This window comes from Sphingomonas sp. SUN019, from assembly GCF_024758705.1.
Classification (GTDB): Bacteria; Pseudomonadota; Alphaproteobacteria; order Sphingomonadales; family Sphingomonadaceae; genus Sphingomonas.
Window position 1 is genome coordinate 217,634 of record NZ_CP096971.1, and the last position, 24,704, is coordinate 242,337.

Genomic DNA, 24,704 nt, shown 5'->3' on the forward strand with positions numbered 1-24,704 from the left:
TGACGGCATGACGGCGTGGGCCGAAGGATTCGGACGACAATGGCCACGCGTCCGATGCCTAGATTTCCCGTCCTGACCGCTCGATCCGCGCTCGCCGTCGCGCTGCTCGGCGGGCTGGTCGCCGCACTCGTCGTGCTATGGCTGATCGACGATGCGCTGATCGCCGCGGGTTTCATCGGCGCAGCGATCGTCGCAAGCAGCCTGATCGTCGCTTGGCGCGGCCTGTCCCCAAATCGCGCGATCGACCAGACCGCGGAGGTCGACTGGGGCGTCGCACGCGCTATTGCGGAGGCCAGCGACGATGCGCTGGCCGTCACCGATCGTGGCGGGCGGCTGGTGTGCGCCAACGACGCTTACGAGACCTTGTTCGGCGGCTTTCCGACCCCGCCATCGCTGCCGATCGGGGAGGCGGGCATCACCGCGCTCGCCGCCGCGGGCCGCGCCGCATGGCAGGACGGCGATGCACGCGTCGAACGCGCCGACACCGCCGACGGGGCGGTCGCGATCAACGTCGCGCGTGTCGGCGAACGGCAGGATATGCTCGTCTGGCAATTCGAACGGCCGGTTCACGCCGACCGCAGTTCGGCGCTGGCCGACGCGCTCGGGACCGGCCTCGGCGACCGGCTCGCCGCCGCCGGGATCATGGCCGCGCTCATCACCCCCGACGGCCGGATGATCGCCGCGAACCGCGTTCTGCGCACCCGCGCGATGGGCCGCGGGGAAGCGGCGATGGAGGGTCAGGATTTCGCGCGTTTCCTGATCTCGGACAGCCGCGGCCTGGTCCGTTTCGAGCGCGAGGGACTCGACGGCAACGCGCTAAGGCTGCTGCAGATACCCTTCGCCGATGCGGACGACGCGCCGATCCTGGTCGCGCTGCTGGATGAGGAAGAGAGCGAGGTCGACCCCGCCGGTGGCGCGAACGCGGCCAGCCATGTCCGCACGCTCGTCGCCTTGCTGCCGTTCGGCATGGCGCTGGTCGATCGCGAAGGCCGGTTCGTACAGATGAACGAGGCCTTCGCGCGCGCCGCGGGCGTCGATCTCGCCGCGCCGCCGCTCTACCCCGGCGACCTGGTGGTGCGCGAGGACAAGGGCGCGGTCGCCGATGCGGTGCGGCGTTTCGCGGGCGGCGCGGCGCATTCGGCCGACCTGGCGGTGCGGCTGCGCGATCATCCCGACGAGCCCGTCGCACTCTCGATCGCGGGCGCACGCGGGCTGGGCGAAGCGGCGGTGCTCCTCAGCCTGAAAGACAACACCGAGGAATCGCGCCTGAAACGCGAGGTCGCGCAGGCAACGAAGATGCAGGCCGTCGGGCAACTGGCGGGCGGCGTCGCGCACGATTTCAACAACATCCTGACCGCGATCATCGGCCACTGCGACCTGATGCTGATGCGCCATTCGCCCGGCGACAGCGATTATGACGACATCCAGCAGATCAGGACGAATTCGAACCGCGCCGCCGGTCTGACGCGCCAGTTGCTCGCCTTTTCGCGCCAGCAGACGCTTCGTCCCCAGGTACTGCAATTGCCCGACGTCGTGTCGGAGGTGTCGAACCTGCTGAAACGCCTGCTCGGCGAGACGGTCGTGCTCGACGTCACGCACGGCCGCGATCTGGGGCCAATCCGGGCCGATCCGGGGCAGCTAGAACAGGTCGTCGTCAACCTCGCGGTCAACGCGCGCGACGCGATGCTGGCGAAGCATCCGCACGGCGGCGGCCGCCTTACGATCCATACTCGAAGCGTGCCGATCGCCGAGGTCCGCCGCCGCGGGCCTGACCTGATGCCGGTCGGCGCCTATACCGCGCTGGAGATCACCGACACCGGCTCCGGCATCCCGCCCGAGATCATCCCCAAGATCTTCGAACCGTTCTTCACCACGAAGGAAGTCGGCAAGGGTACAGGCCTGGGCCTCTCCACCGTGTACGGCATCGTCAAGCAATCGGGCGGCTATATCTTCGCCGATTCGAAGCCGGGGCAGGGCGCGACCTTCACCATCTACCTGCCGGTCCATACCGCGGGCGCGGTAACCCCGCCGCGCAAGCCCATTTCAAAGGCCAAACCCGCGGATCTGTGGGGCACCGGCGTCGTGCTGCTGGTCGAGGACGAGGACATGGTCCGCGCCGTCGCCGAACGCGCGCTGACGCGGCAGGGCTATACCGTATTGGCGGCCGAGAACGGCGAAGTGGCGCTCGATCTGCTGGCCGAACATCCGCGCCCCGACCTTCTGGTGTCCGATGTCGTCATGCCCGCGATGGACGGCCCGACAATGGCGCGCCGCGTGCGTGAACGATATCCCGACCTGCCGATCCTGTTCATGTCGGGCTATGCGGAGGAGCAGTTGCGACGCTCGATCGACCTCGACAACGTGTCCTTCCTGCCGAAGCCGTTTTCGGTCCAGCAATTGGCAGAGGCGGCGCGCGACGCGCTTGGGCACGCGCCCTGACCGTCCCACCGCTCTTGCGTCCGGCACCGGGTGCGGTATGGCGGAACCAATGGCTACGCGTGTCCTGCTCGTCGAAGACGAACCGCTCATCGCGATGATGTTGGAGGATTTCCTCGACGTCCTCGATCACGCCCATGTCGGGACCGCCGACAGCGTCGCGACCGCCCTCCCGTTGATCGAGGAAGGCGGGATCGACTGCGCGATTCTCGACGTAAACTTGCGCGGCGGTGAAAAGAGCTGGCCGATCGCCGACGCGCTGGCCGCCCGCGACATACCGTTCGTCTTCGCGACCGGCGGCGGTGATGAAGGCATCGCCGACCAGCACCGCGAACGCCCGCGCCTTGGAAAGCCATTCACGATGGATGGGGTTGGAAAGGCACTGGAGCAACTCGCCGCCTGAGAGTTGATGGCGCGTTCTTTTCTTGCGTCGCGGCCGGGTTTGGCGACATAGCGCGCGCGTCATGACCAACAGCTTCGACAAATCCCGCCTGCCCAGCCGTCACGTCTCGGTCGGGCCAGAACGCGCGCCGCACCGCAGTTATTATTACGCTATGGGGCTTACCGAAGAGGAGATCGCCCGGCCGTTCGTCGGTCTGGTCAGCGCAGGCAACGACAGCGCGCCGTGCAACACCACACTCGATGCGCAGGCCGACGCCGCGCGCGCCGGGGTGGAGCAGGGCGGCGGAATGCCGCGCCGCTTCAACACGATCACCGTCACCGACGGAATCGCGATGGGCCATCAGGGGATGAAGGCGAGCCTCGTCAGCCGCGAGGTGATCGCCGATTCGGTCGAACTCAGCGTCCGCGGCCATTGCTATGACGCGCTGGTCGGCTTTGCGGGTTGCGACAAATCGCTGCCCGGCATGATGATGGCGATGCTGCGGCTGAACATCCCCAGCATCTTCGTATACGGCGGGTCGATCCTGCCCGGCCGCTTTCAAGGCCGCGACGTCACCGTGAAGGACGTGTTCGAGGTCGTCGGCCGCTATGCCGCGGGCGCGTGCCCGCTGTCCGAAGTCCACGAACTCGAACGCGTCGCCTGTCCGGGCCACGGCGCGTGTGGCGGGCAATATACCGCCAACACGATGGCGTGCGTCGGTGAGGCGATTGGTTTATCTCTTCCAAACAGCAACATGGTGCCCGCTCCTTACACGACGCGCGAACAAATTGCGGTGTCGGCAGGCGCGCAGGTGATGGAATTGCTCGCCCGTAACATCCGCCCGCGCGACATCTGCACCCGCGACGCCTTCGTAAACGCCGCGCGAATCGTTGCCGCGACCGGAGGATCGACCAACGGCGCGCTGCATCTGCCGGCAATGGCGCATGAGGCGGGAATCGAATTCGACCTGTTCGACGTCGCCGACATATTCAAGACGACGCCGTATCTCGCCGACCTTCAGCCCGGCGGGCATTATGTAGCGAAGGACATGTACGACGCGGGCGGCGTCTATATGTTGATGAAGACGTTGCTGGCGGAGGGGCTGCTCCACGGCGATTGCCTGACCGCGACCGGCAGGACGCTGGGCGAAAACATCGAGCAGGTGACGTGGAACCCTGATCAGAAGGTCATCTACGACGCGCGCACGCCGATCACCCCGACCGGCGGCGTCGTCGGCCTGCGTGGCAACCTCGCCCCCGATGGCGCGATCGTGAAGGTCGCCGGCCTGAATGATCTGGTGTTCGAAGGCCCGGCGCGCTGTTTCGATTGCGAGGAAGACGCCTTTGCTGCGGTCGAGGCGCGCTCGATCGTCGAGGGCGAAGTGATCGTCATCCGCTACGAAGGGCCGAAGGGCGGTCCCGGCATGCGCGAGATGCTCTCGACCACCGCGGCGCTCTACGGCCTCGGGATGGGCGAAAAGGTCGCGCTGATCACCGACGGGCGCTTTTCCGGCGCGACGCGCGGCTTCTGCATCGGTCATGTCGGGCCGGAAGCGGCGGAAGGCGGCCCGATCGCGCTGATCGTCGACGGCGATACGATCCGCATCGACGCCGAGACGGGGACGATCGACTTGCTGGTCGACGGTGCGGTGCTGGAGACGCGCAAAGCCGATTGGCGGCCGCGGGCGACTGATTACGGTTCGGGCGCGCTATGGCGCTATGCGCGCAACGTCGGCCCGGCGTACAAGGGTGCGGTCACCCATCCCGGAGCCGCCGCCGAAACCCATGTCTATGCGGATATCTAGTCTCGCCGCGCTGATCCTGCTCGCCGCCTGCGGAAAGGCGGAAACCGATACGCAGGTGCTGGCGCAGGCCGAGGCGAACCAGAGCGCGGCGGCGACCGACGACGGCGCGTTGAACTGTGCAGTCGCGGGCGCGACGGAATTTTCGCGCACCTGCACGCTCGACCGCGAGGAAACCGCGCGCGGCCTGTTGCTGACCGCACGCCACCACGACGGCGGATTCCGGCGCCTGCTGGTCACCACCGACGGCCGCGGCGTAATCGCCGCTGACGGCGCAGAGCCTGCGAAGGTGACGATCGTCGATAACGGCGAAATCGAGGTCGCGGTCGGCGACGATCATTACCGCCTTCCCGCCACGGTCCGCGAAGGCGCTGCGCCCGCGCCATGATCCCGCTCGATGGCCAGTATATCCTGACCGCCGCCGAAATGCGCGCGGCGGAGGACGCCGCGATTGCCGAGGGGGCGAGCGTGCGATCGCTGATGGCGCGCGCCGGGCAGGCGGTCGCTGAAGCGGCCCGCCGTCTTGCTGCGGGATCGGAAGTGCTGGTCCTCTGCGGCCCCGGCAACAACGGAGGCGACGGCTATGTCGCGGCCAGCATATTGCAGGCGGCGGGCCACGCGGTCCGCGTCGCCGCCACCGGCGAGCCGCGCACTGACGCTGCAAGAAACGCGCGTGGCGGCTGGAGTGGCCCGATCGAAACGATCGCCGACGCGAGGCCGGCACCGATCCTGGTCGACGCGCTGTTCGGCACCGGCCTGTCGCGCGGTCTGGACGCTGCGCTGGCCGATCAGCTTCACCGGCTGCGCGGCGCCGCGCGCATTGCGATCGCGGTCGACCTGCCGAGCGGCGTCGCGACCGACGACGGTGCGTTGCTATCGGACGTGCCGACGTTCGACCTGACCCTAGCACTCGGCGCAACGAAACCCGCGCACCTGCTGCACCCCGCCGCCGCGCGCATGGGCGAGGTTCGCGTTCTAGACATCGGCGTCCCGACCGAAAGCGCCGCGACGGTCCTGGCGAAGCCTCACCTTACGCAGCCAGCCCCCGACGCGCACAAATACATCCGTGGCATGGTCGCGATCGTCGCGGGAACGATGCCCGGCGCGGCCGCACTCGCCGCCTCCGCCGCCGCAAATTCGGGCGCGGGCTATGTCCTGCTGCTCGGCAGCGCGACCGACCGCGTCCCGCACGCGATCGTCCGTCGCCGCTATGACGCCGCACTGCTGGAAGACGGACGAATCGGCGCATTGCTGATCGGTCCCGGCCTCGGTCGCGGCGACACCGCACGCGAACGGCTCGACGCGGCGCTCGCCTCGACGCGACCGCTGGTGATCGACGGCGACGCGCTCCATCTGCTCGACCCCGACACACTCCCGAAACGATCCGCCCCCACGATCCTCACGCCCCACGCGGGCGAGTTCGACGCGCTGTTCGGGGCCGGGCAGGAGAGCAAGATCGACCGCACCCGCGCCGCCGCCGCACGATCCGGCGCGATCGTGGTTTTCAAGGGCGCGGACACCGTGATCGCCGATCCCTCCGGCCCGGTCCGCAGCGCCCACAAAGCGTCACCGTGGCTATCGACCGCGGGCACCGGAGACGTCCTCGCCGGGTTGATCGCCGCACGCCTTGCGACCAGCGCGTCCCCGCTCGACGCCGCCACTACCGGCGTCTGGCTACACGCCGAGGCCGCGCGCCGCGCCGGTCCCGCCTTCACCGCCGACGACCTCATTCAACACCTCCCGAAGGCGATCGCTGCATGTCTCTGACCGAAATCGTCCGCGTCGCCGCGCGCGGGGAGGGGGTCACCGCCGACGGCCGCCACGCCGCCTTCGCCGCGCCCGGCGACCTGCTCGCCGACGACGGCGCGCTCACCTCCGGCCCGCATCACGCGACGCCGCCATGCCGCCACTTCCCCGAATGCGGCGGCTGCCAGCTCCAGCACCTCGACGACGCGGCGTGGAGCGGCTTCATCACCGACCGCATCGCCGCCGCGCTCGCCGCGCACGACCTGACGACGATGATCCGCGCGCCGATCTTGTCCCCGCCGCGCACCCGCCGTCGCGCGACGCTCCACGCCGAGCCGTCGGGCCGGATCGGTTTCACCGCGGAGAAAAGCCACCAGATCGTCGACCTGGCCGAATGCCACGTCCTCGCCCCCGAACTCTTCGCGCTCATCGCGCCGCTGCGCCGCCTGCTCCAGCGGCTGAAGGTTAAACGCCGCGTCGACCTCCATCTCACCCTCGCTGATCAGGGCGTCGACCTGCTGGTGAACGGCGTCGCGCCCGATGGTCTGGCCGCAGCGGAAGCGATCACCGCCTTCGCGCAAGCCAACAACGTCGCCCGCATCTGCTTCGACCGCGGTGACGGTCCCGAAACGCGCTGGGAACCCGACGGCGTCACGATCACGCTGGGCGGCGTGGCCGTCCCGCTGCCCCCCGGCGCGTTCCTGCAAGCGACGCGCGAGGGCGAGGCGGCGCTGGTCGAGGCGGTACGGGAAGCGATCGGCACGCCGGAAACCACCGCCGACCTTTTCGCCGGCCTCGGCACCTTCGCGCTTTCGTTGCCGGGCAAGGTCTATGCCGCCGAAGGCGCACGCGACGCGATCCTGACGCTGAAGGCAGCGGCCGCCCTAGCCGGACGCCGCATCTTCACCGAACACCGCGACCTCTTTCGCCGCCCGCTGACGCCGAAGGAACTAGATCGTTTCGGCGCGATCGTGTTGGACCCGCCACGCGCAGGCGCGCGCGAGCAAGCGGTCGCGTTGGCGCAATCGACCGCGCCGGCCATCGCCTACGTGTCCTGCAATCCCAGCAGCTTCGCGCGCGATGCGAAGACGTTGTGCGATGGCGGCTATCGGCTCGACTGGATTCAGCCGGTCGGGCAATTCCGATGGTCGACCCACGTCGAACTCGCCGCGTGCTTCAGGAAAGATAATCCGCCGCGATGAAGTAGAGCCCGTCGGGCGGCGCATTCAGCCCCAGCGCCGCGCGGTCCTTCGCTTCCAGCGCCGCGCTCATATCGTCGGGCGACCACTTCTTTTGACCGACTAACGCCAGGCATCCGACCATCGACCGCACCTGATGATGCAGGAACGATCGCGCCGACGCGAACACCGACAGTCCGTCCGCCGTCTCCACCACGTCGAGCCGATCCAACGTCCGCACCGCACTGTTGGCCTGGCAATGCGCCGACCGGAACGTGGTGAAGTCATGCCGCCCCACCAACCGCGCCGCGCCGTTCTGCATCGCCGCCACGTCGAGCGGCGTCGGCACGCGCCACGCCAGCCCTTTCGCTAACGTCAGCGGCGCACGGCGTGTTGCCACGTCATAGCGATAATGCCGTCTAACGCACGAAAATCGCGCGTGCCAGTCATCCGCAACGACCACACAGTCCAACACCGCCACCGGGGCAGGGCGCACCAGCGCATTCAGCGCCTCCATCAGCCGGAACGCCTCGATCGGCTTCCCCACATCGAGATGCGCGCGCATCCCCGTCGCATGAACGCCCGCATCGGTCCGCCCCGCGGCATGGACCGCGACGCGTTCCCCCAGCATCGCGAACGCCGCCTCCTCCAGCGCCTGCTGCACGCTCGGCCCGTGATCCTGCCGCTGCCACCCCATGAACGGCCGTCCGTCATACTCCAGCGTCAACGCGAAGCGCGTCATTCGGCGACCTTGCCCAATACTGACCGAAAACCCTGGAGAAAGTCATTCGGTGGCATGAAAGCTTTGCCGGCCCGTTGGAGCAACTCGGGAAGAAGATATCCGTCACCGCAGGCGATCGCAAAGGCGCTGTCGCGCTTCGATGGCTTGCCCCAATTTGTTCCCGCGTCGATCAGATCGACAATTTCACCCGGCAGCCTGACATCATTCGGCCACCTGTTCAAAGCGCGCGCGCGGAACACCTTGATACGTTCACCATCGATTTCGAAAAAAGCTCCTGGTTTGCGGGTGAACGCCTGCACCTTTCGTGCAAGTGAAACGGCCGATTCCTGAAAGTTCAGTCGCGCTTCCGCCTTTTCGATTTTTGGTGCGTACGTCGCGTAGTTCTCGTCCTGCGCAAGCGGCGGGTAAGCATCGAGCCGCGCCAGCACCGTACACATCAGCTCTGCACCGATCGTGCTTAGGCGGTCCGTGATCTTCTCAGCGTCATCGATGCCGATCCAGGTGGATTTGCAAAGCCGCACGGGACCAGTGTCCAGACCCGCCTCCATTTGCATGATGCAAACGCCTGTTTCCGAATCGCCAGACAAGATCGCGCGTTGGATCGGCGCCGCGCCGCGCCAACGCGGCAGCAAGGACGCGTGGACGTTTAGGCAGCCCAACCGCGGGGCGTCCAGAATGGGCTGGGGCAGGATCAAACCGTAAGCTGCCACCACCGCGACATCTGCTTTCAATGCATCGAACGCCTGCTGCTGTTCGGCATTTCGAAGTGATGCCGGGGAACGAACCTTTATTCGCTTCACGTCGGCGAAATTCTGGACGGCGGACTCGACGAGCATCCGACCGCGACGTCCCGCGGGTCGAGGCGGCTGCGTGTAAACCGCGGCTATTTCGTGCCCGGCGTCGATTAAGGCCTCCAGCACCGGCACCGCAAACGTCGGGGTTCCCATGAAGATGATCCGCATAAGGCGCTTTCTCGACACGCTGGCGTCGTCACGCGCAACCCCCTATCTGTTCCTCCGATGGCTTCCCGGGAGATCGAAGCGCTGACGAGCGCGCTGGCGCGGCTGCCGGGGCTCGGGCCGCGGTCGGCGCGGCGTGCGGTGCTGCATCTGGTCAAGAAGCGCGAGGCGGCGCTGGTCCCCCTGCTGTCCGCGCTGACCGCGGTCGAGGCGAACCTCGCCAATTGCAGCGTCTGCGGCAACGTCGACACGATCGACCCGTGCGCGATCTGCGCCGATCCCCGCCGCGACGCGCGCGCGCTCTGCGTGGTGGAGGAAGTCGCCGATCTCTGGGCGCTCGATCGCTCGCGCCTGTTCCCCGGCCGCTTCCATGTCCTCGGCGGCAGGTTGTCGGCGCTGGAGGGAATTCGCCCCGAAGACCTCAGCATCGACCTGCTCGTCCGCCGGATCGAGGCTGGCGGGATCGACGAGGTCGTCCTCGCGATGAACGCCACGCTGGAGGGGCAGACCACCGCGCACTACCTCGCCGAACGGATCGAACGCTTCCCCGTCCGCGTCACGCAACTCGCGCACGGCCTGCCGGTGGGCGGCGAGCTCGACTATCTCGACGAAGGCACGCTCGCCCAGGCCTTGCGCGCAAGGCGTCCGATGGCTTGATTCATGGGAAGGTGCGCATTAGCTCGCACCCATGGCCGTTCTTCCCATCGTCGAAATCCCCGATCCCCGCCTCCGTCTCGTCTCGGAGCCAGTGGAGAAGGTCGACGATTCGATCCGCGATCTCGTCGCCGACATGGTCGACACGATGTACGCCGCGCACGGCATCGGCCTCGCTGCGATCCAGATCGGCGTCGCCAAACGCGTGCTCGTCATCGACCTGCAGGAACGCGTGACCGAGGACGAGGAAAAGCCCGAAGCGATCCGCGACCCCCGGGCCTATATCAATCCCGAGATCCTGTCGGTTAGCGACGAACTGTCGACCTACAGCGAAGGCTGCCTGTCGATCCCCGAACAATATGCCGAGGTCACGCGCCCGGCGCGCTGCCGCGTGAAGTGGCTCGACGAACAGGGCGAGAGCCATGAAGCCGAACTCGACGGCCTGCTGGCGACGTGCATGCAGCACGAGATCGACCATCTGAACGGCGTGCTGTTCATCGATCACATCTCGCGTCTGAAACGCGACATGGTGGTGAAGAAGCTGGCGAAAATGCGCAAGGCCGCCTGACGCGCCAATGATTTTGGACAGCGATTTTGGGGCTGTCCTACACCCGTCGTTCGTTCTATGTTCCGGCGGTGACCAGTGTATCCGACATCCGCGCCGCCGCCACCGAACGCCCGTCGCCGATGCGTTCTTGGCCTAACCTTAGCCTAACCTTCCGGCACGCGGCATGACCGAAACCCTCGCCGTCGGCCTCATTGCGATCCTGCTCGGCCTTGCACTCGGCTGGTGGTTCGCCAGCCGCGGCGTCGCAGCGCTGCGCACCGAACGCGATCAGCGCACCGAGGAATTCAAGCGCGCGATCGTCGACCTCGCCGGGGCCGAGGAACGCGCGAAGGCGGCGGAGGCGTTGCGCGCCGAACTGACGGCCGTGCGCGACGACCGCGACCGCCGCAGCACCGAGATCGCGACGCTCCGCGCCGAGGCCAGCGCGTTCGAAGCGCGGCTGGTCGAACTGCGCGAGGCGAAGGACGCCTTGTCGGCGCAATTCAACGAGGTCGGCCAGAAACTGCTCGCCGAAGCGCAGGAACGCTTCCTCCAGCGCGCCGGCGAACGCTTCAAGGAATCCGAAGAGACCGCGGGGCAGAACCTGAAGGCGATGCTCCAGCCGGTCAGCGACCGCCTCCAGCGCTACGAAGAGGGCGTCGCCAAGGTCGAGGCCGAACGCCGCGACGCATTCGGCGACCTGAAGGGCCAGATCGAACAGATGCGACTGGGGCAGGAGAAGGTCAGCACCGAAGCCGCCAAACTGGTCAATTCGCTCCGCAACGCGCCCAAGTCGCGCGGCCGCTGGGGCGAACAGCAATTGAAGAACGTGCTGGAAACCTGCGGCCTGTCCGAACACACCGATTTCCAGACCGAGGTCAGCGTCTCCGGCGGCGACGAAGGCGGCCGCCTGCGCCCCGACGCGATCATCCGCGTTCCCGGTGGGCGGGCCTTGGTGATCGACGCCAAGGTATCGCTCAACGCCTATCAGGACGCGTTCGGCGCGGTCGACGATGCCGAACGCCTGATCGGTCTGGCCGCGCACGCGCAATCGATGCGCACCCACGTCAACGGTCTCGGCAACAAGGCCTATTGGAGCCAGTTCGCCGACGCGCCCGACTACGTCATCATGTTCGTCCCCGGCGAACATTTCCTATCCGCCGCGCTCGAACACGACCCGACACTCTGGGACTTCGCCTTCGAAAAACGCGTCCTCCTCGCCACCCCCACGAACCTGATCGCGATCGCCCGCACCGTAGCCGCGGTCTGGCGGCAGGAACGGTTGGCTAAGGAAGCGCAACAGATCGGTGCTCTAGGGAAAGAACTCTACGATCGCTTGGCCAAGGCGGCGAGCGACCTCCGCAAAGTCGGCGGCGGCCTGACCAGCGCGGTCAACAACTACAACAGCTTCGTCAGCAGCTTCGAAAGCCGCGCGCTGGTGACGGCACGAAAATTCCGCGACCTGAACATCGAAACCGGCGCGCGCGAGATTGAAGACGTTTCGCCAGTGGAGGCGCTGGCGCGGTATGGAGATGGGCCGGCGTTAATCGGCTCGGCTATCGGCGAGCCGGGGGAATAAAGCCTTGGCGAAGTATCGGCATACCAAACTTCCACCGCCCTATCTCAAGCGAATATGGCTAGATGTCGGGGACAAGGGCGACCTTGAAGCCTATCCCCTGTGCTTGCCGATGTTTCGACGCCAGGAATTCGAGCTGGCTTTTGATCGCCCGATTACGATCATCGTCGGCGAAAACGGTGTCGGAAAGTCGACGCTGATCGAAGGCATTGCAGTGCTCGCCGGCTTCGACGAAAGCGGGGGCGGCCCTGGCTATCGAGCCGTCGACAATGAAGGTGCGCTTGAAACCGGGGGTGGTTGCCTTGCAGACCATCTGAAAGCGAGTTGGCTACCCAAGATCGGTCGTGGCTGGTTCTTCAGGGCTGAAAGCTTCTTTTCGGTCGCGAGATATCTTGATGCGGCGGGTTCGCCGAGTGCCGATTTCCTTTCGCACTCACACGGAGAGGGGTTCATTCGCTTCTTCGCCGAACGGTGCACCCAGCCGGGACTGTTCATCTTCGACGAGCCCGAGTCGGCTTTGTCACCGAACAGACAGTTCGATTTTTTGAAACTCCTGACAATGATCGATCGGTCTGCGCAGGCTCAGGTAATCATGGCGACGCATTCGCCGATCCTCATGGCGATGCCCGGCGCGCGACTTCTGCGAATGGGGAAATACGGACTCGAGCCAGTGATGCTGGAAGAAACTGATCACTTCCGCATCATGCGTGAATTCGTCGGCGATCCACATGCTGTCGTGGCAGCGATGCTCGACGAATAGGTTATTGCTGCCCCAATACCTCATACGCCATCACCGCAGTCGCCACTGCCGCGTTTAGGCTGTCTGCCTTGCCGAGCATCGGGATCTTCACCAGAATATCGCACGCCGCGGCCATCTCTGGCGGCATGCCCTGCGCCTCGTTTCCTGTCAGCAGGAAGGTCGGCGCCGAATAGCCCGCGGCCCGATAATCGGTCTCCGTATCCAGGCTGAGTCCAACCAGTTGCCCCGGCCCGTCACGCAGCCACGTCAGGAATTCCGCCCAATCGCACCGCACGATCGGCACCGTGAACAGCGCCCCCATGCTCGCACGCACCGCCTCGACCGAGAAGGGGTCGACGCACTCGCCGATCAGGATCAGCGCGCCCGCGCCGACCGCGTCGCCGGTGCGCAGGATCGTCCCCAGATTGCCCGGATCGCGCAGCCGCTCCGCCACCAGCCAGATCGCCGACGACGCGCGATCTAATCCTTCCAGCCCGACCTCGAATTCGTCGAACACGCCGACCACCGCCTGCGGATTGTCCTTGCCCGACAGTTTCGAGAGGATCGCAGGCGTCGTCTCGATCACCTCGCCGCCATCCGTCTCCACCGCGATGACCAGCTCCCGCACCAGCGGATGCGCGGCGCTGGCGGCGGCGTAGAACAGCATCCGCGGCAGGCGATCCATGTCACGCGCCTCGGTCAGGATGCGCAGCCCCTCGGCCAGGAACTGGTGCGCCTCGCGCCGATGCCGTTTGTCACGCAGGTCGCGGACGTATTTGATCAGCGGATTGGAGAAAGCGGTAATTTCGCGGGGCATCGACCGCCTTTAGCCGTTCGTTTCGAGCGAAGTCGAGAAACCGGGAAAGTATAATTCAGTCCTCGCCGAACTTCGCCTCGACCAAGGCGCACATCGTCGCGACGACCGTCTCGGCCTCGTCGCCGACCGCGCTGATCGTGATCGTGTCGCCCTTGGCTGCGCCCAGCATCATCAGCCCCATGATCGACGTGCCGGTGACGCTCGATCCGCCCTTCGCCACCTCGACCGCGATCGGCTGTTCCGACGCCAAGGTCACGAACTTCGCACTCGCGCGTGCGTGCAGCCCGCGCCGGTTGCTGACCAGCACCTCGCGCGACACGCTCAAGCCGCCGCCTCGCCGATGCCCAGCACCTCGGACGCGACCGAGATATACTTACGACCCGCCTCGCGCGCCGCCGCCACCGCCGCGACCACGGTCATCGCTTTGCGCGCCGATTCGAGCCGGATCAGCATCGGCAGGTTGATCCCTGCGATCACCTCCACGCGCCCGCGCTGCATCAGCGAAATCGCCAGATTGGACGGCGTGCCTCCGAACAGGTCGGTCAGGATGATGACGCCGCGCCCGGTGTCGACCTGTTTCACCGCAGCCTCGATGTCGGCGCGGCGTGCTTCCATATCGTCTTCTGGGCCGATCGCCACCGTCAGCACATTCTGCTGCGGGCCGACCACATGCTCCATCGCCGTGACGAATTCGTCCGCGAGCCGGCCGTGGGTGACAAGCACAAGCCCGATCATCGAACGCCGACCATCGTGAAAACCATCTTCCTCATTGCCCGGCGGGCCGTCCTTCAAGCGCATCCTGCGGCGCGGCCGCCAGATCGCGATGGATCACCGTGGGGGAAAAACCAGCTTCGCGCAACCGTGTGGCGACCCGATCGGCGACGTGTACCGAGCGGTGTCTCCCCCCGGTACACCCGAACGCGATCGATACATACGGCTTGCCCTCCACCCCGTAACGCGGAACCAGCAGCAGCAGCAGTTCCTCGATCCGCCGTAGCGACTCCTCATACGCCGGGTCCGCCGCGACATAGGCCGCAACATCCGGGTCAAGTCCCGTGCCGGGCTTCAGCGCGGGATCCCAATGCGGATTACGCAGGAATCGCATGTCGAAGACCAAGTCGGCGTCCGTCGGCAGTCCGCGGGCGAAACCGAACGACGTCACCGACAATGTCGCTTCGCTCAGCCCGACGCGCGAAAAGGCGGCGCGAATCTGTTGCGCCAAGCCATTCGCGTTCAAACCGGTCGTGTCGATCAACCGGTTGGCCCATGCCTTCAACGGCGCGAGCAGTTCGCGTTCGCGCTCGATTCCGTCACGCGCCGGCCGATCCTGCGCCAACGGGTGCCGCCGCCGCGTCTCATCATAGCGTCGTGCGAGCTCCTCGGTCCCGCAATCCAGGAACAACGTCCCGATCTCGTGCCGGCCCCGCGCACGCAACCGATCGACCTGCGCCACGATGGTCGCCGGATCGAAATCCCGTGTCCGCGCGCCGACCCCCAGCGCCAACGGCCGCGTAATGCCCTCGGCGCCCTCGGGTGGAGGGGCGCTAAGCAACCGATCGAGCAACGGTAGCGGCAGATTGTCGACCACTTCCCAGCCCAGATCCTCCAGCGTCTTCAGCACGGTCGATTTGCCCGCACCCGACAGGCCGGTGACCAACAGAATCTCGGGTGGGGCAGAGCTCACGGCAGATCCTCGCGCAACGCCAGTTCGCACTTGATCGGTGCGGTTGCCGCGAAGGCATCGACCGCAACCTCCCGTACCGACACACCCGCAATTACCCGACGACCGCGCTCGGGAAGCCGTTCTACCGGTCCACCCAAACGTACCGCCAGCGCGACCTTCGCGTCGGCCAGATGCGGGAAGGGGACGATACCGATTCCGCGCACCTCGATCCGCCCGGCGATTGTCGCGGGCGGCGCAGCGATCAGGCCATCACCGTCGCGGCGCACCTCGGTGTAATCATCCGATACCAGCGTAGCCCCGCGATCGATCAGGCGCAGCGCCAGGTCGGATTTGCCCGACCCCGACGGCCCGGAAATCAGTACCGCACGCCCATCGATCGCGACCGTGGTGGCGTGGATCGTCTCTCGGTCAGTCACATGATCCCCGGATCGGACAGCGGAAGGCGTACGACGAACCGCGCCCCGCTCAGGCGGTCTTCACGCGATTCGACCGCGATTGCGCCCTGATGCGCTTCGACGATGGTGCGCGCAATGGCGAGGCCCAGGCCCGAATGCTGCCCGAACGCCTCGCTCTGAGGGCGGATCGACTGGAAGCGGCGGAACACGTCCTCGCGCGCATCCTCGGGCACGCCCGGACCTTCGTCCTCGAACCGCACCTCCAGATCACCGTCGTCGCGGCGGGCTCCGATCGTGATCAGGCCGTCATCGGGTGAAAAGGAGATCGCATTGTCGATCAAATTTTCGAACACCCGCTCCAGTCGCGCCCCTTCGCCCGACACGATCAATGCGTCGCCGCCCGGCTGGTCGAAGCGCAGCCGCACGCCACGCTCCACCCCGCGATCTTCGCGCTGATGCAGCAGCCCGGCGATCATGGCGTTAATGTCCACCGGCTCGAATTTCGCGCGACTGAGCTGTGCGTCCAGGCGCGACGCCTCCGAAATGTCGCTGATCAACCGGTCGAGGCGCTGGACGTCGTCCTGGACGATCGCCAGTAGACGCGCCTGGAGTACCGGATCCTTTACCTGCGCAAGGCCGTCCACCGCGCTGCGCAACGAGGCGAGGGGGTTCTTCATCTCGTGCGTCACGTCCGCCGCAAACGCCTCCGTCGCATCGATCCGTGCGCGCAGCGCCAGGCTCATGTCGGACAGCGCGCGGGCCAGCATCCCGATCTCATCCTTGCGCTCGGGCAGCCGCGGCACGACGACTTCGCGCGCGCGCCCCAGCCGTACTCGGACCGCCGCCCGCGCCAATCGCCTCAGCGGCCGGACGATCGTCCGAGCGAGGAACAGCGACAGCAGGACCGACACGATCGTGACGATCAGCAACACCATGCTGAGCCGAAACCGCTCGACCCGGACGCGCTGGATGATGTCGCGCGTATTGATCGCGGTCAGCACGATCGGCCCGTCATCGAGCGGCGCGGCGGCGGTGATTACCGGTGTCCGGTCGGGCGCGCGCCATACTGTCCCGCTCGCCACGCGCCGCGCCTGCGCCGCACGCACATCGGGCCAGCCCTGCCCATTGTCGCGTTCGCGGTACAACGGCGCCCGCGTCGCCCCGACCACAGTATCGATTCCGGCGTCCAGAAACCGCGCCGCCTTCTGACCCCAATCGTCCTTGTCGGGGTCCAGCAACAGGAAATTGCGCTTCCCCAACGCCCGGCTGTCGACGATCAGCGATCCATCCCGCGCGTAAAGCCGGATTCGCGTGCCGGTATCGGTCGCCAGCCGCACGATCAGGGGGTCGCGCAAGTTCGGCGAAACAGCGTTCAGCGCCTCCGCAATCAGTCGCGCCTCCTGCGTCGCCTGATCGACGCGGCTATCCAGGATGCGGCTGCGGTACGAATCGAGATAGAAGAATCCTCCCGCCAGCAGCAACAGCGCAAGGATGTTGATCGCCAGGATGCGGCGGGTGAGCGAGACACGGCCCGACCAGCGGAGCGCGAGGTCGCTCCCCTCACTCCTCGCTGAAACGGTATCCGGCGCCATACAGCGTCTCGATCGCATCGAATTCGGGGTCGATCTCGCGGAATTTCCGCCGGACGCGCTTGATGTGCGAATCGATCGTGCGGTCGTCGACGTAGATGTCGTCCTGATACGCCGCATCCATCAACTGGTTGCGCGTCTTCACGATGCCGGGGCGTTGCGCCAGCGTTTCGAGGATCAGGAATTCGGTGACCGTCAGCGTCACGTTTTGCTCGCCCCACGTTACGCGGTGGCGCGCGGGGTCCATCGTCAGCCGCCCGCGTTCGATCGGACCCTGCGATTCGGGCACGTCTGCGGCGCCCGGCTGGGCCAGTTCGGCGCGGCGCAGGATCGCTCGGATGCGGGCGATCAGCAGGCGCTGGCTGAACGGTTTGGCGATATAATCGTCCGCCCCCATCGCCAGCCCCAGCGCCTCGTCCAGTTCGTCGTCCTTGCTGGTCAGGAAGATCACAGGTGTGGCCAGCTTCTCGCGCAGTCGACGCAGCAGCTCCAGTCCGTCCATCCGCGGCATTTTGATGTCGAAGATCGCCAGGTCGGGAGGATTTTCGATCAGCGCCTTCAGTGCGGTCTCGCCGTCCGAATAGATGCGCGTGACGAATCCCTCCGCCTGGAGCGCGATCGAAACCGAAGTCAGGATGTTGCGGTCGTCATCGACGAGTGCGATCGTAGCCGTCATGTCTGCCCCGGTTAGTCCAAAGCCGGGACACGCTCAATGGCGCGCGTGCGATGGCGCTTGATCCGGGTGTTTGACGATTCCGGGCCTCACCGATATGCGCCGGTGCAAGCACGCATACGTATGCGGCACAACGAAACAGCATTCTTAGGGGACGACCATTGAGCGACCGCATTCCTGACGCCGGGCTGGAGGCCCAGGGAATCGAGACCCGCGCCACGCTGCACTGGAACCTGGTGACCGCGCGGCTGGTGGAGGCCGCGGTCGCACGCGGCGAAGGAAAATTGTCCGCCGACGGGCCTTTGGTGGTGGAAACTGGCGCGCACACCGGCCGCAGCGCGAATGACAAGTTCATCGTGCAGGATGCCGAGACAGCCGACAGCGTTTGGTGGGGCAAATCGAACAAACCGATGGAGCCGGCGCATTTCGCCGCGCTGAAGGCCGACTTCCTTGCCGCGCTGCGTGAGAAGGAAAACCTGTTCGTCCAGGATCTGTTCGGCGGATCGCAACCGGAGAACCGCGTTCGCGTCCGCGTCGTCAACGAACTCGCCTGGCACAATCTGTTCATCCGCACGATGCTGGTGCGGCCCGAAGAGGCGGAGCTGAAGGGCTTCGCAGCCGAATATACCATCATCGACCTGCCCAGCTTCCGCGCCGATCCGGCCCGCCACGGCTGCCGCAGCGAAACGGTGATCGCGGTCAACTTCACCGAGAAACTTATCCTGATCGGCGGCACCAAATACGCCGGCGAGATGAAGAAATCGGTGTTCGGCCTGCTGAACTATCTGCTCCCGCCGACCGGTGTGATGCCGATGCATTGCTCCGCCAACATGGGGGCGGACGGATCGACAGCGGTGTTCTTCGGCCTGTCCGGCACCGGCAAGACGACGCTCAGCGCCGACGCCAGCCGCACGCTGATCGGCGACGACGAACACGGCTGGTCCGACACGGCGGTCTTTAATTTCGAAGGCGGCTGCTACGCCAAGATGATCCGCCTGTCGGAAGATGCCGAGCCGGAAATCTTCGCGACGACGAAACGTTTCGGCACGGTGCTGGAAAACGTCGTGATGGACAACGTCACGCGCCAGCTCGATCTGGAGGATAACAGCCTCGCCGAGAACAGCCGCGGCGCGTATCCGATCGACTTCATCCCGAATTCGTCGGAAGAGAATATGGGCGGCGTTCCGAAAAACGTCGTGATGCTGACCGCCGACGCCTACGGCGTGCTGCCGCCGATTGCGAAGCTGACGCCCGATCAAGCGATGTACCACTTCCTCTCGGGCTACACCGCGCGGGTAGCCGGGACCGAGATCGGCGTGACCGAACCCGACGCTACCTTCTCCACCTGCTTCGGCGCGCCGTTCATGCCGCGCCACCCGTCGATTTACGGCAATCTGCTGAAAAGCCGCATCGCGAAGGGCGGGGTCGATTGCTGGCTGGTCAACACCGGCTGGACCGGCGGAAAATACGGCGTCGGCAACCGGATGCCGATCAAGGCGACCCGCGCGTTGCTCAACGCCGCGCTCGACGGCAGCCTGAACGACGCCGAATTCCGCACCGATCCCAATTTCGGTTTCAAGGTGCCGGTCGCGGTGCCCGGCGTCGACAGCGCGATCCTCGATCCGCGGGAGACGTGGGCGGACAAGGCCGGTTACGACGCGACGGCGGCGAAACTGGTTGACCTGTTCGTCGAGAATTTCGCGCAGTTCGAAAGCGCGGTCGACGAAGGCGTTCGGCAGGCCGCCCCCAAGGTCGCGCAACCGGCCTAAGCGCGATCGTCTCGGGATGGTCATCGTCCCGACGCGGTAATTTCACGGGGCGCGGCTAGCCGACCGGCAGCCGCGCCCCGGAGATTGTTCCATGACCGCATCCCGATCGACTGTCGCCCGCAATATTGCGGTGCGCGCTGCCGTTCATCGGCACGAGCATCTGTCGAAACAGGGCCTGCTCGAACGCGCTTTCACCTTCGCATTTCGCGGGCTGGTGTATGCGCAGATCTGGGAAGACCCGGCGGTCGATATGGAGGCGCTGGCGATCACGCCCGACAGCCATGTCGTGACGATCGCCTCGGGCGGTTGCAACGTGCTGTCATATCTGACCGCAAACCCGCGCGCGATCACCGCGATCGACCTGAACACCGCGCATATCGCGCTGAACAAGCTGAAGGTCGTCGCGGCGCGTCACTTGCCCGATCACGCGACGTTCCGCCGTTTCTTCGGCAGTGCCAACTCCGCCGACAATATCGCGGCGTATCGCGCGCATATCCGCCCGCATATCGACGATCCGACGCGGCGCTATTGGGAAGGCCGCGATCTGACCGGCCGGCAGCGGATCGGTGGGTTCGCCCACGGGATGTACCGCCGCGGGCTGCTCGGCCGGTTCATCGGCGCGGCGCACCTGCTGGCGCGGCTGAACGGCATCGATCCGCGATCGATCCTGCAGGCCCGTTCGATCGAGGAGCAGCAGGAGATTTTCGCGCGCGACTATGCCCCGATGTTCGACCGCGCGTTCGTGCGCTGGCTGGTCGATCAGCCGGTGTCGCTGTTCGGGCTTGGCGTACCGCCTGCGCAGTTCACCGAACTGGCGGGTGAACAGCATATGGCCGATGTGCTGCGGCATCGGCTTGAACGGCTCGCCTGCGGGTTCGATTTGAAGGACAATTACTTCGCGTGGCAGGCGTTCGGCCGCGGCTATTCGGACGAAGCGGCCGCCCCATTGCCGCCCTATCTTCAGGCCGACAATCACCAATCGGTCGTTGATCGCGTCGACCGGATCAGCGTGCGGCACGTCAACTTCACCGACTATCTTGCTGCGCAGACTACCGAGTCGGTCGACCGCTACGTCCTGCTCGACGCGCAGGACTGGATGACCGACGCGCAGCTTGGGCAACTCTGGCGCGAAATCACCCGCACCGCGCGACCCGGCGCGCGCGTCCTGTTCCGCACCGCTGGCGAATCCGACATCCTGCCCGGCCGCGTGCCCGCTGACGTGCTGGGCCGCTGGACGTATCGGCAGGCGGAATCGGCGGACTACACCAAGCGTGATCGATCGGCGGTGTACGGCGGCGTCCATCTGTACGTGCTGGGAGACACGCACTGACCGCCACCGACCATGCGCAAAGCATGGACCGGATGTACGCGCTGCAACGCCACCTCTACGACGCAACGCGGAAATACTATTTGCTCGGGCGCGACCGGCTGATCGAAAAACTCGATCCGCCCGCGGGCGGCGCGGTGATCGAGATCGGCTGCGGCACCGCGCGCAACCTGATCGTCGCGGCGCGGCGCTGGCCGAATGCGCGTTTCTACGGCGTCGATATCGCCGCCACGATGCTGGAAACCGCACGATCGCATGTCGCGCGCGCCGGTTTGGCCGACCGCATCAGACTGGAGCAGGGGGACGCGAGGGATTTCGATCCAGTCGCGCTGTTCGGCGTCGCGGCGTTCGATCGCGTCTTCCAGAGCTACACCCTGTCGATGATCCCCGACTGGCGCGGCGCGATCGATCATGCCGCGTCGGTCCTCGCGCCCGGCGGGCGGCTGTCGATCGTGGATTTCGGACAGCAGGAGGGGTGGCCGCGTTGGTGGCGTGCGTTCCTGCTCGGCTGGCTCGCGCGATGGCACGTTACCCCGCGCGTAGATCTGTTCGACAGCGCCTCCACGATCGCGCAAGACCGGCACCTGACCCGCCGCTTCGCGGTCCAGCACTGCGGCTATGCGTGGAGCGTCGTGCTGGAGCGGCCGGTCAGCCCGTGACCGGCTCGACCGCCGCGACCCCGCCCGACAACGACACGACCCGCGCGTGCGCCCCGACCGGCAGCGCTGGCCCAGTCGCGGGCCATTCGCCGTCGCCGATCCGCACGCGGCCGTGGCCGTCCTCGATCGCGGTCGTCACGGTGACGATCTGCCCGACCAACCGCGCCGCACGATCGTTCAGCAGCGGGTCGCTCGTCTCGACCGGATAATCGCGATACCAGCGCCGCCCGATCAGCACCGTAACCGCGCTCCACACCGCAAACGACCCGAGCTGCGCGGCGATCGGCAGGTCGCTCAGCACCAGCGTGGCGACACCGGTGATCGCCGCGGCGAGCGCGAGGAACACCAGGAACACGCCCGGTATCAGCAACTCGGCGATGCCCAGCACCACCGCCGCCAGCAGCCACCACGTCCCTGCGCTCATTGCACGCCCGGTTCGATCGGCCCCTTCACGCGGGGTGTGCTCGCCTGAGGCTGCGGCTTGGCGGTCGTCGAGGCCAGCGCATCCTTCGCCAGTTCGCCGATCCCGCCCAGCGTCCCGATCAGCTGCGTCGCCTCGACCGGGAACAGGATCGTCTTGGCATTCGGGCTGGTCGCGAACTTGCCGATCGCCTCGACGTATTTCTGCGCGATGAAGTAATTGATCGCTTGCGCGCCGCCTTCCTCGATCGCCTGAGACACCGCCCGAGTCGCCGAGGCCTCGGCCTGCGCCGCCCGCTCACGCGCCTCCGAATCGCGGAACGCCGATTCCTTGCGCCCCTCGGCTTCGAGAATGCGCGCCGCTTTCTGTCCCTCGGCGCGCAGGATTTCCGACGCGCGCGATCCTTCGGCGTCCAGAATGTTGGCGCGCTTTTCGCGCTCCGCCTTCATCTGCCGCCCCATCGCGTTGACGATGTCGGCGGGCGGGCGGATGTCCTTGATCTCAACGCGGGTGATCTTCACCCCCCAAGGCGTCGTAGCGTGATCGACCACCGACAACAGCCGCGCGTTGATCTCGTCGCGCTTCGACAGCGTCTCGTCCAGGTCCATCGACCCCATCACCGTGCGCAGGTTTGTCGTCGTCAGCTGGAGCAGCGCGACGTACAGGTCCGACACTTCATACGCCGCCTTCGCCGCGTCCAGCACCTGGAAGAACACGACCCCGTCGGTCGAGATCATCGCATTATCCTTGGTGATGATCTCCTGTCCCGGAATGTCGATCACCTGCTCCATCATGTTCACCTTGCGGCCGACACGATAGAAAAACGCGGGGTAGAAATTGAACCCCGGCGCCGCGGTCGTGGTGTAGCGGCCGAAATGTTCGATCGTATATTGATAGCCTTGGCGGACGATCTTGATACTGGTGAACAGGTAGAACAGCACCAGCGCCAGCACCAGAATTACGGCCGTCAGTTCCATCGCGCGCGCTCCCCACGGTATCTGCCCGCGTATCTAGCAGCCGATCGGGCGGGGGCCTAGCAGTTCGCGGCGGTTGCGGTTACATGGCCCGCCACTCCCGCACCCGCACCGGAATCGGCACCCCATGGACATTCGCCTCGGCCTCACCTTCGACGACGTATTGCTCGTCCCCGCCGAATCGCAGGTGCTGCCCAGCCAGGCCGACACGCGCACGTCGATCACGCGCGGTATTTCGCTCAACATACCCATAGTCTCGTCGGCGATGGACACCGTGACCGAAGCCGACATGGCGATCGTCATGGCCCAACTTGGCGGGATCGGCGTGCTACACCGCAATCTGACCCCCGCCGAACAGGTCGCCGCGGTGCGGCAGGTGAAGCGCTTCGAAAGCGGCATGGTGGTCAACCCGATCACGATCGCACCGGACGCGACGCTGGCCGATGCGCAGGCGCTGATGGCGGCGAACCGGATCAGCGGCATCCCGGTGGTCGAGCGCGACGGCAAGCTGGTCGGCATCCTGACCAACCGCGACGTGCGCTTCGCCGAAAACCCGCGCCAGCCCGTCGCCGAGCTGATGACGCACGAAAACCTCGCAACCGTCTCGGTCGGCGTCGGGCAGGAGGAGGCGCGCCGCCTGCTCCATCAACGCCGGATCGAAAAACTGCTGGTCGTCGACGAAGCCTATCGTTGCGTCGGGCTGATCACGGTCAAGGATATCGAAAAGGCCGTCACCTATCCCAATGCGACGAAGGACGCCGCGGGCCGGCTGCGCGTCGCCGCCGCCACCACGGTCGGCGACAAGGGGTTCGAACGGACCGAGGCTTTGGTCGACGCCGAATGCGACCTGATCGTCATCGATACCGCGCACGGCCACAACCGCGACGTCGCGCTGGCGGTCGAACGCGTGAAACGGCTCAGCAATTCGGTGCAGGTCGTCGCGGGCAACGTCGCGACCGGCGAGGCGACCCGCGCGCTGATCGGCGCGGGCGCGGACGGGATCAAGGTCGGCATCGGCCCCGGATCGATCTGCACCACCCGCGTCGTCGCGGGCGTCGGCGTGCCGCAGCTGACCGCGGTGATGGATTGCGCCGAGGCGGCTGCGAAGGAGGGCGTGCCCGTCATCGCCGACGGGGGCTTACGCACCTCCGGCGATCTCGCCAAGGCGCTGGCGGCGGGCGCATCAACCTGCATGGTTGGATCTTTGCTCGCCGGAACCGAGGAAGCGCCGGGCGAAACGTTCCTTTATCAAGGACGTGCATACAAATCCTATCGTGGCATGGGAAGCGTCGGCGCGATGGGCCGAGGCTCGGCCGACCGCTATTTCCAGGGCGACATCAAGGATCAGCTGAAGCTGGTGCCCGAAGGGATCGAAGGACAGGTGCCGTTCAAAGGCCCGGCCCGCGACGTGATCCATCAACTGGTCGGCGGTATCAAGGCCGCGATGGGCTACACCGGCGCGGCCACGATCCCGGACCTGCAGGCCCGCGCCAATTTCGTGCGCATTACAGGGGCGGGCTTGAAGGAAAGCCACGTCCACGACGTGACGATCACGCGAGAGGCCCCGAATTACCCGACGCGATGAGGCTAAATCCTCCCCCGCCATGGGGAGGTGGCGCGCGAAGCGTGACGGAGG

Annotated in this window: 25 protein-coding genes; 14 read left to right on the plus strand and 11 right to left on the minus strand. The window is 66.3% G+C overall.

Annotation, left to right across the window (positions count from 1 at the left end; genetic code table 11):
* The first annotated feature begins 39 nt into the window (after positions 1-39).
* From M0208_RS01075 to M0208_RS01100, 6 genes are all read left to right on the plus strand, one after another.
* Positions 40-2,439 (plus strand): response regulator, encoded by a 2,400-nt coding sequence (locus M0208_RS01075; protein ID WP_258889898.1) that lies wholly within the window; start codon positions 40-42, stop codon positions 2,437-2,439.
* 49 nt (positions 2,440-2,488) lie between these two features.
* Complete coding sequence (locus tag M0208_RS01080) at positions 2,489-2,839, plus strand: response regulator (protein WP_258889899.1); 351 nt, start codon at positions 2,489-2,491, stop codon at positions 2,837-2,839.
* Between the two features lie 61 nt (positions 2,840-2,900).
* Positions 2,901-4,622: a dihydroxy-acid dehydratase gene (ilvD, locus tag M0208_RS01085; RefSeq protein WP_258889900.1), complete on the plus strand. Its 1,722-nt coding sequence runs from the start codon at positions 2,901-2,903 to the stop codon at positions 4,620-4,622.
* On the plus strand, positions 4,609-5,007 hold the full coding sequence (locus M0208_RS01090) for a hypothetical protein (RefSeq protein ID WP_258889901.1): 399 nt from the start codon (positions 4,609-4,611) through the stop codon (positions 5,005-5,007). The genes ilvD and M0208_RS01090 overlap by 14 nt, the downstream gene beginning before the upstream one ends.
* Positions 5,004-6,386 (plus strand): NAD(P)H-hydrate dehydratase, encoded by a 1,383-nt coding sequence (locus tag M0208_RS01095; RefSeq protein WP_258889902.1) that lies wholly within the window; start codon positions 5,004-5,006, stop codon positions 6,384-6,386. The genes M0208_RS01090 and M0208_RS01095 overlap by 4 nt, the downstream gene beginning before the upstream one ends.
* Positions 6,377-7,567 (plus strand): class I SAM-dependent RNA methyltransferase, encoded by a 1,191-nt coding sequence (locus tag M0208_RS01100; RefSeq protein ID WP_258889903.1) that lies wholly within the window; start codon positions 6,377-6,379, stop codon positions 7,565-7,567. Before M0208_RS01095 ends, M0208_RS01100 begins: the two co-directional genes overlap by 10 nt.
* Here the strand turns inward: M0208_RS01100 and truA are convergent.
* Positions 7,542-8,285 (minus strand): tRNA pseudouridine(38-40) synthase TruA, encoded by a 744-nt coding sequence (gene truA / locus M0208_RS01105; protein ID WP_258889904.1) that lies wholly within the window; start codon positions 8,283-8,285, stop codon positions 7,542-7,544. The genes M0208_RS01100 and truA overlap by 26 nt on opposite strands.
* The gene (gene fmt / locus M0208_RS01110; RefSeq protein ID WP_258889905.1) at positions 8,282-9,247 is read right to left on the minus strand and encodes a methionyl-tRNA formyltransferase; all 966 of its coding nucleotides are present in this window, start codon (positions 9,245-9,247) and stop codon (positions 8,282-8,284) included. The genes truA and fmt overlap by 4 nt, the downstream gene beginning before the upstream one ends.
* A 57-nt stretch (positions 9,248-9,304) precedes the next feature.
* On the opposite strand from fmt, the gene recR reads away from it, so the two are divergent.
* The 4 genes from recR to M0208_RS01130 all read left to right on the plus strand — a co-directional run bounded on the left by recR (position 9,305) and on the right by M0208_RS01130 (position 12,781).
* Complete coding sequence (gene recR, locus M0208_RS01115) at positions 9,305-9,901, plus strand: recombination mediator RecR (protein WP_258889906.1); 597 nt, start codon at positions 9,305-9,307, stop codon at positions 9,899-9,901.
* A 31-nt stretch (positions 9,902-9,932) separates the two neighbouring features.
* Positions 9,933-10,466 carry a peptide deformylase gene (def, locus tag M0208_RS01120; RefSeq protein WP_258889907.1) on the plus strand — a complete coding sequence of 178 codons (534 nt, stop codon included), beginning with the start codon at positions 9,933-9,935 and terminating at the stop codon, positions 10,464-10,466.
* 163 nt (positions 10,467-10,629) lie between these two features.
* On the plus strand, positions 10,630-12,024 hold the full coding sequence (rmuC, locus tag M0208_RS01125) for a DNA recombination protein RmuC (RefSeq protein ID WP_258889908.1): 1,395 nt from the start codon (positions 10,630-10,632) through the stop codon (positions 12,022-12,024).
* Positions 12,025-12,028: 4 nt separating this feature from the next.
* Positions 12,029-12,781 (plus strand): AAA family ATPase, encoded by a 753-nt coding sequence (locus M0208_RS01130; protein WP_258889909.1) that lies wholly within the window; start codon positions 12,029-12,031, stop codon positions 12,779-12,781.
* Position 12,782: 1 nt separating this feature from the next.
* Here M0208_RS01130 and M0208_RS01135 read toward each other — a convergent pair whose 3' ends face one another.
* Genes M0208_RS01135 through M0208_RS01165 form a run of 7 tightly spaced genes read right to left on the minus strand, consistent with a single transcriptional unit; the run spans position 12,783 to position 17,921 of the window.
* Positions 12,783-13,577 carry an RNA methyltransferase gene (locus M0208_RS01135; protein WP_258889910.1) on the minus strand — a complete coding sequence of 265 codons (795 nt, stop codon included), beginning with the start codon at positions 13,575-13,577 and terminating at the stop codon, positions 12,783-12,785.
* Positions 13,578-13,632: 55 nt separating this feature from the next.
* Positions 13,633-13,902: an HPr family phosphocarrier protein gene (locus M0208_RS01140; RefSeq protein WP_258889911.1), complete on the minus strand. Its 270-nt coding sequence runs from the start codon at positions 13,900-13,902 to the stop codon at positions 13,633-13,635.
* Positions 13,899-14,312, minus strand: coding sequence for a PTS sugar transporter subunit IIA (locus M0208_RS01145; protein ID WP_258889912.1), 414 nt, complete (start codon positions 14,310-14,312; stop codon positions 13,899-13,901). The genes M0208_RS01140 and M0208_RS01145 overlap by 4 nt, the downstream gene beginning before the upstream one ends.
* A 31-nt stretch (positions 14,313-14,343) precedes the next feature.
* Positions 14,344-15,261: an RNase adapter RapZ gene (gene rapZ, locus M0208_RS01150; protein WP_258889913.1), complete on the minus strand. Its 918-nt coding sequence runs from the start codon at positions 15,259-15,261 to the stop codon at positions 14,344-14,346.
* Complete coding sequence (locus M0208_RS01155; RefSeq protein ID WP_258889914.1) at positions 15,258-15,677, minus strand: HPr kinase/phosphorylase; 420 nt, start codon at positions 15,675-15,677, stop codon at positions 15,258-15,260. The genes rapZ and M0208_RS01155 overlap by 4 nt, the downstream gene beginning before the upstream one ends.
* A complete protein-coding gene (locus M0208_RS01160) occupies positions 15,674-17,248 on the minus strand; it encodes a stimulus-sensing domain-containing protein (protein WP_258889915.1) in 1,575 nt (524 codons plus the stop codon). The genes M0208_RS01155 and M0208_RS01160 overlap by 4 nt, the downstream gene beginning before the upstream one ends.
* Positions 17,217-17,921, minus strand: a complete 705-nt coding sequence (locus M0208_RS01165) for a response regulator transcription factor (protein WP_258889916.1) — start codon at positions 17,919-17,921, stop codon at positions 17,217-17,219. The genes M0208_RS01160 and M0208_RS01165 overlap by 32 nt, the downstream gene beginning before the upstream one ends.
* Positions 17,922-18,079: 158 nt before the next feature.
* Here M0208_RS01165 and M0208_RS01170 point away from each other — a divergent pair, with 158 nt between their 5' ends.
* The 3 genes from M0208_RS01170 (at position 18,080) to M0208_RS01180 (ending at position 21,673) form a co-directional block, all read left to right on the plus strand.
* Entirely contained in the window at positions 18,080-19,687 is a 1,608-nt protein-coding gene (locus M0208_RS01170; RefSeq protein WP_258889917.1) for a phosphoenolpyruvate carboxykinase, read from the plus strand.
* Positions 19,688-19,778: 91 nt separating this feature from the next.
* Positions 19,779-21,017 (plus strand): DUF3419 family protein, encoded by a 1,239-nt coding sequence (locus tag M0208_RS01175; protein ID WP_258889918.1) that lies wholly within the window; start codon positions 19,779-19,781, stop codon positions 21,015-21,017.
* 23 nt (positions 21,018-21,040) lie between these two features.
* Positions 21,041-21,673: a class I SAM-dependent methyltransferase gene (locus M0208_RS01180; protein ID WP_258889919.1), complete on the plus strand. Its 633-nt coding sequence runs from the start codon at positions 21,041-21,043 to the stop codon at positions 21,671-21,673.
* On the opposite strand, the gene M0208_RS01185 is transcribed toward M0208_RS01180, so the two are convergent.
* Positions 21,663-22,097, minus strand: coding sequence for an NfeD family protein (locus tag M0208_RS01185; RefSeq protein ID WP_258889920.1), 435 nt, complete (start codon positions 22,095-22,097; stop codon positions 21,663-21,665). The genes M0208_RS01180 and M0208_RS01185 overlap by 11 nt on opposite strands.
* Positions 22,094-23,071 (minus strand): SPFH domain-containing protein, encoded by a 978-nt coding sequence (locus M0208_RS01190; RefSeq protein WP_258889921.1) that lies wholly within the window; start codon positions 23,069-23,071, stop codon positions 22,094-22,096. The genes M0208_RS01185 and M0208_RS01190 overlap by 4 nt, the downstream gene beginning before the upstream one ends.
* A 124-nt stretch (positions 23,072-23,195) precedes the next feature.
* On the opposite strand from M0208_RS01190, the gene guaB reads away from it, so the two are divergent.
* Positions 23,196-24,653: an IMP dehydrogenase gene (gene guaB / locus M0208_RS01195; RefSeq protein ID WP_258889922.1), complete on the plus strand. Its 1,458-nt coding sequence runs from the start codon at positions 23,196-23,198 to the stop codon at positions 24,651-24,653.
* Positions 24,654-24,704 lie beyond the last annotated feature (51 nt).

What these genes read in the sequence shown, in the direction of transcription:
- M0208_RS01175 (WP_258889918.1), top strand. Translation starts at nt 19,779, where the DNA reads ATGACCGCATCCCGATCGACTGTCGCCCGCAATATTGCGGTGCGCGCT.
- guaB (WP_258889922.1), top strand. Translation starts at nt 23,196, where the DNA reads ATGGACATTCGCCTCGGCCTCACCTTCGACGACGTATTGCTCGTCCCC.
- M0208_RS01095 (WP_258889902.1), top strand. Translation starts at nt 5,004, where the DNA reads ATGATCCCGCTCGATGGCCAGTATATCCTGACCGCCGCCGAAATGCGC.
- M0208_RS01080 (WP_258889899.1), top strand. Translation starts at nt 2,489, where the DNA reads ATGGCTACGCGTGTCCTGCTCGTCGAAGACGAACCGCTCATCGCGATG.
- M0208_RS01135 (WP_258889910.1), bottom strand. Translation starts at nt 13,577, where the DNA reads ATGCCCCGCGAAATTACCGCTTTCTCCAATCCGCTGATCAAATACGTC.
- M0208_RS01190 (WP_258889921.1), bottom strand. Translation starts at nt 23,071, where the DNA reads ATGGAACTGACGGCCGTAATTCTGGTGCTGGCGCTGGTGCTGTTCTAC.
- M0208_RS01165 (WP_258889916.1), bottom strand. Translation starts at nt 17,921, where the DNA reads ATGACGGCTACGATCGCACTCGTCGATGACGACCGCAACATCCTGACT.
- M0208_RS01090 (WP_258889901.1), top strand. Translation starts at nt 4,609, where the DNA reads ATGCGGATATCTAGTCTCGCCGCGCTGATCCTGCTCGCCGCCTGCGGA.
- truA (WP_258889904.1), bottom strand. Translation starts at nt 8,285, where the DNA reads ATGACGCGCTTCGCGTTGACGCTGGAGTATGACGGACGGCCGTTCATG.
- M0208_RS01185 (WP_258889920.1), bottom strand. Translation starts at nt 22,097, where the DNA reads ATGAGCGCAGGGACGTGGTGGCTGCTGGCGGCGGTGGTGCTGGGCATC.
- def (WP_258889907.1), top strand. Translation starts at nt 9,933, where the DNA reads ATGGCCGTTCTTCCCATCGTCGAAATCCCCGATCCCCGCCTCCGTCTC.
- M0208_RS01100 (WP_258889903.1), top strand. Translation starts at nt 6,377, where the DNA reads ATGTCTCTGACCGAAATCGTCCGCGTCGCCGCGCGCGGGGAGGGGGTC.
- ilvD (WP_258889900.1), top strand. Translation starts at nt 2,901, where the DNA reads ATGACCAACAGCTTCGACAAATCCCGCCTGCCCAGCCGTCACGTCTCG.
- M0208_RS01075 (WP_258889898.1), top strand. Translation starts at nt 40, where the DNA reads ATGGCCACGCGTCCGATGCCTAGATTTCCCGTCCTGACCGCTCGATCC.
- M0208_RS01160 (WP_258889915.1), bottom strand. Translation starts at nt 17,248, where the DNA reads ATGGCGCCGGATACCGTTTCAGCGAGGAGTGAGGGGAGCGACCTCGCG.
- fmt (WP_258889905.1), bottom strand. Translation starts at nt 9,247, where the DNA reads ATGCGGATCATCTTCATGGGAACCCCGACGTTTGCGGTGCCGGTGCTG.
- recR (WP_258889906.1), top strand. Translation starts at nt 9,305, where the DNA reads ATGGCTTCCCGGGAGATCGAAGCGCTGACGAGCGCGCTGGCGCGGCTG.
- M0208_RS01145 (WP_258889912.1), bottom strand. Translation starts at nt 14,312, where the DNA reads ATGATCGGGCTTGTGCTTGTCACCCACGGCCGGCTCGCGGACGAATTC.
- M0208_RS01180 (WP_258889919.1), top strand. Translation starts at nt 21,041, where the DNA reads ATGGACCGGATGTACGCGCTGCAACGCCACCTCTACGACGCAACGCGG.
- rmuC (WP_258889908.1), top strand. Translation starts at nt 10,630, where the DNA reads ATGACCGAAACCCTCGCCGTCGGCCTCATTGCGATCCTGCTCGGCCTT.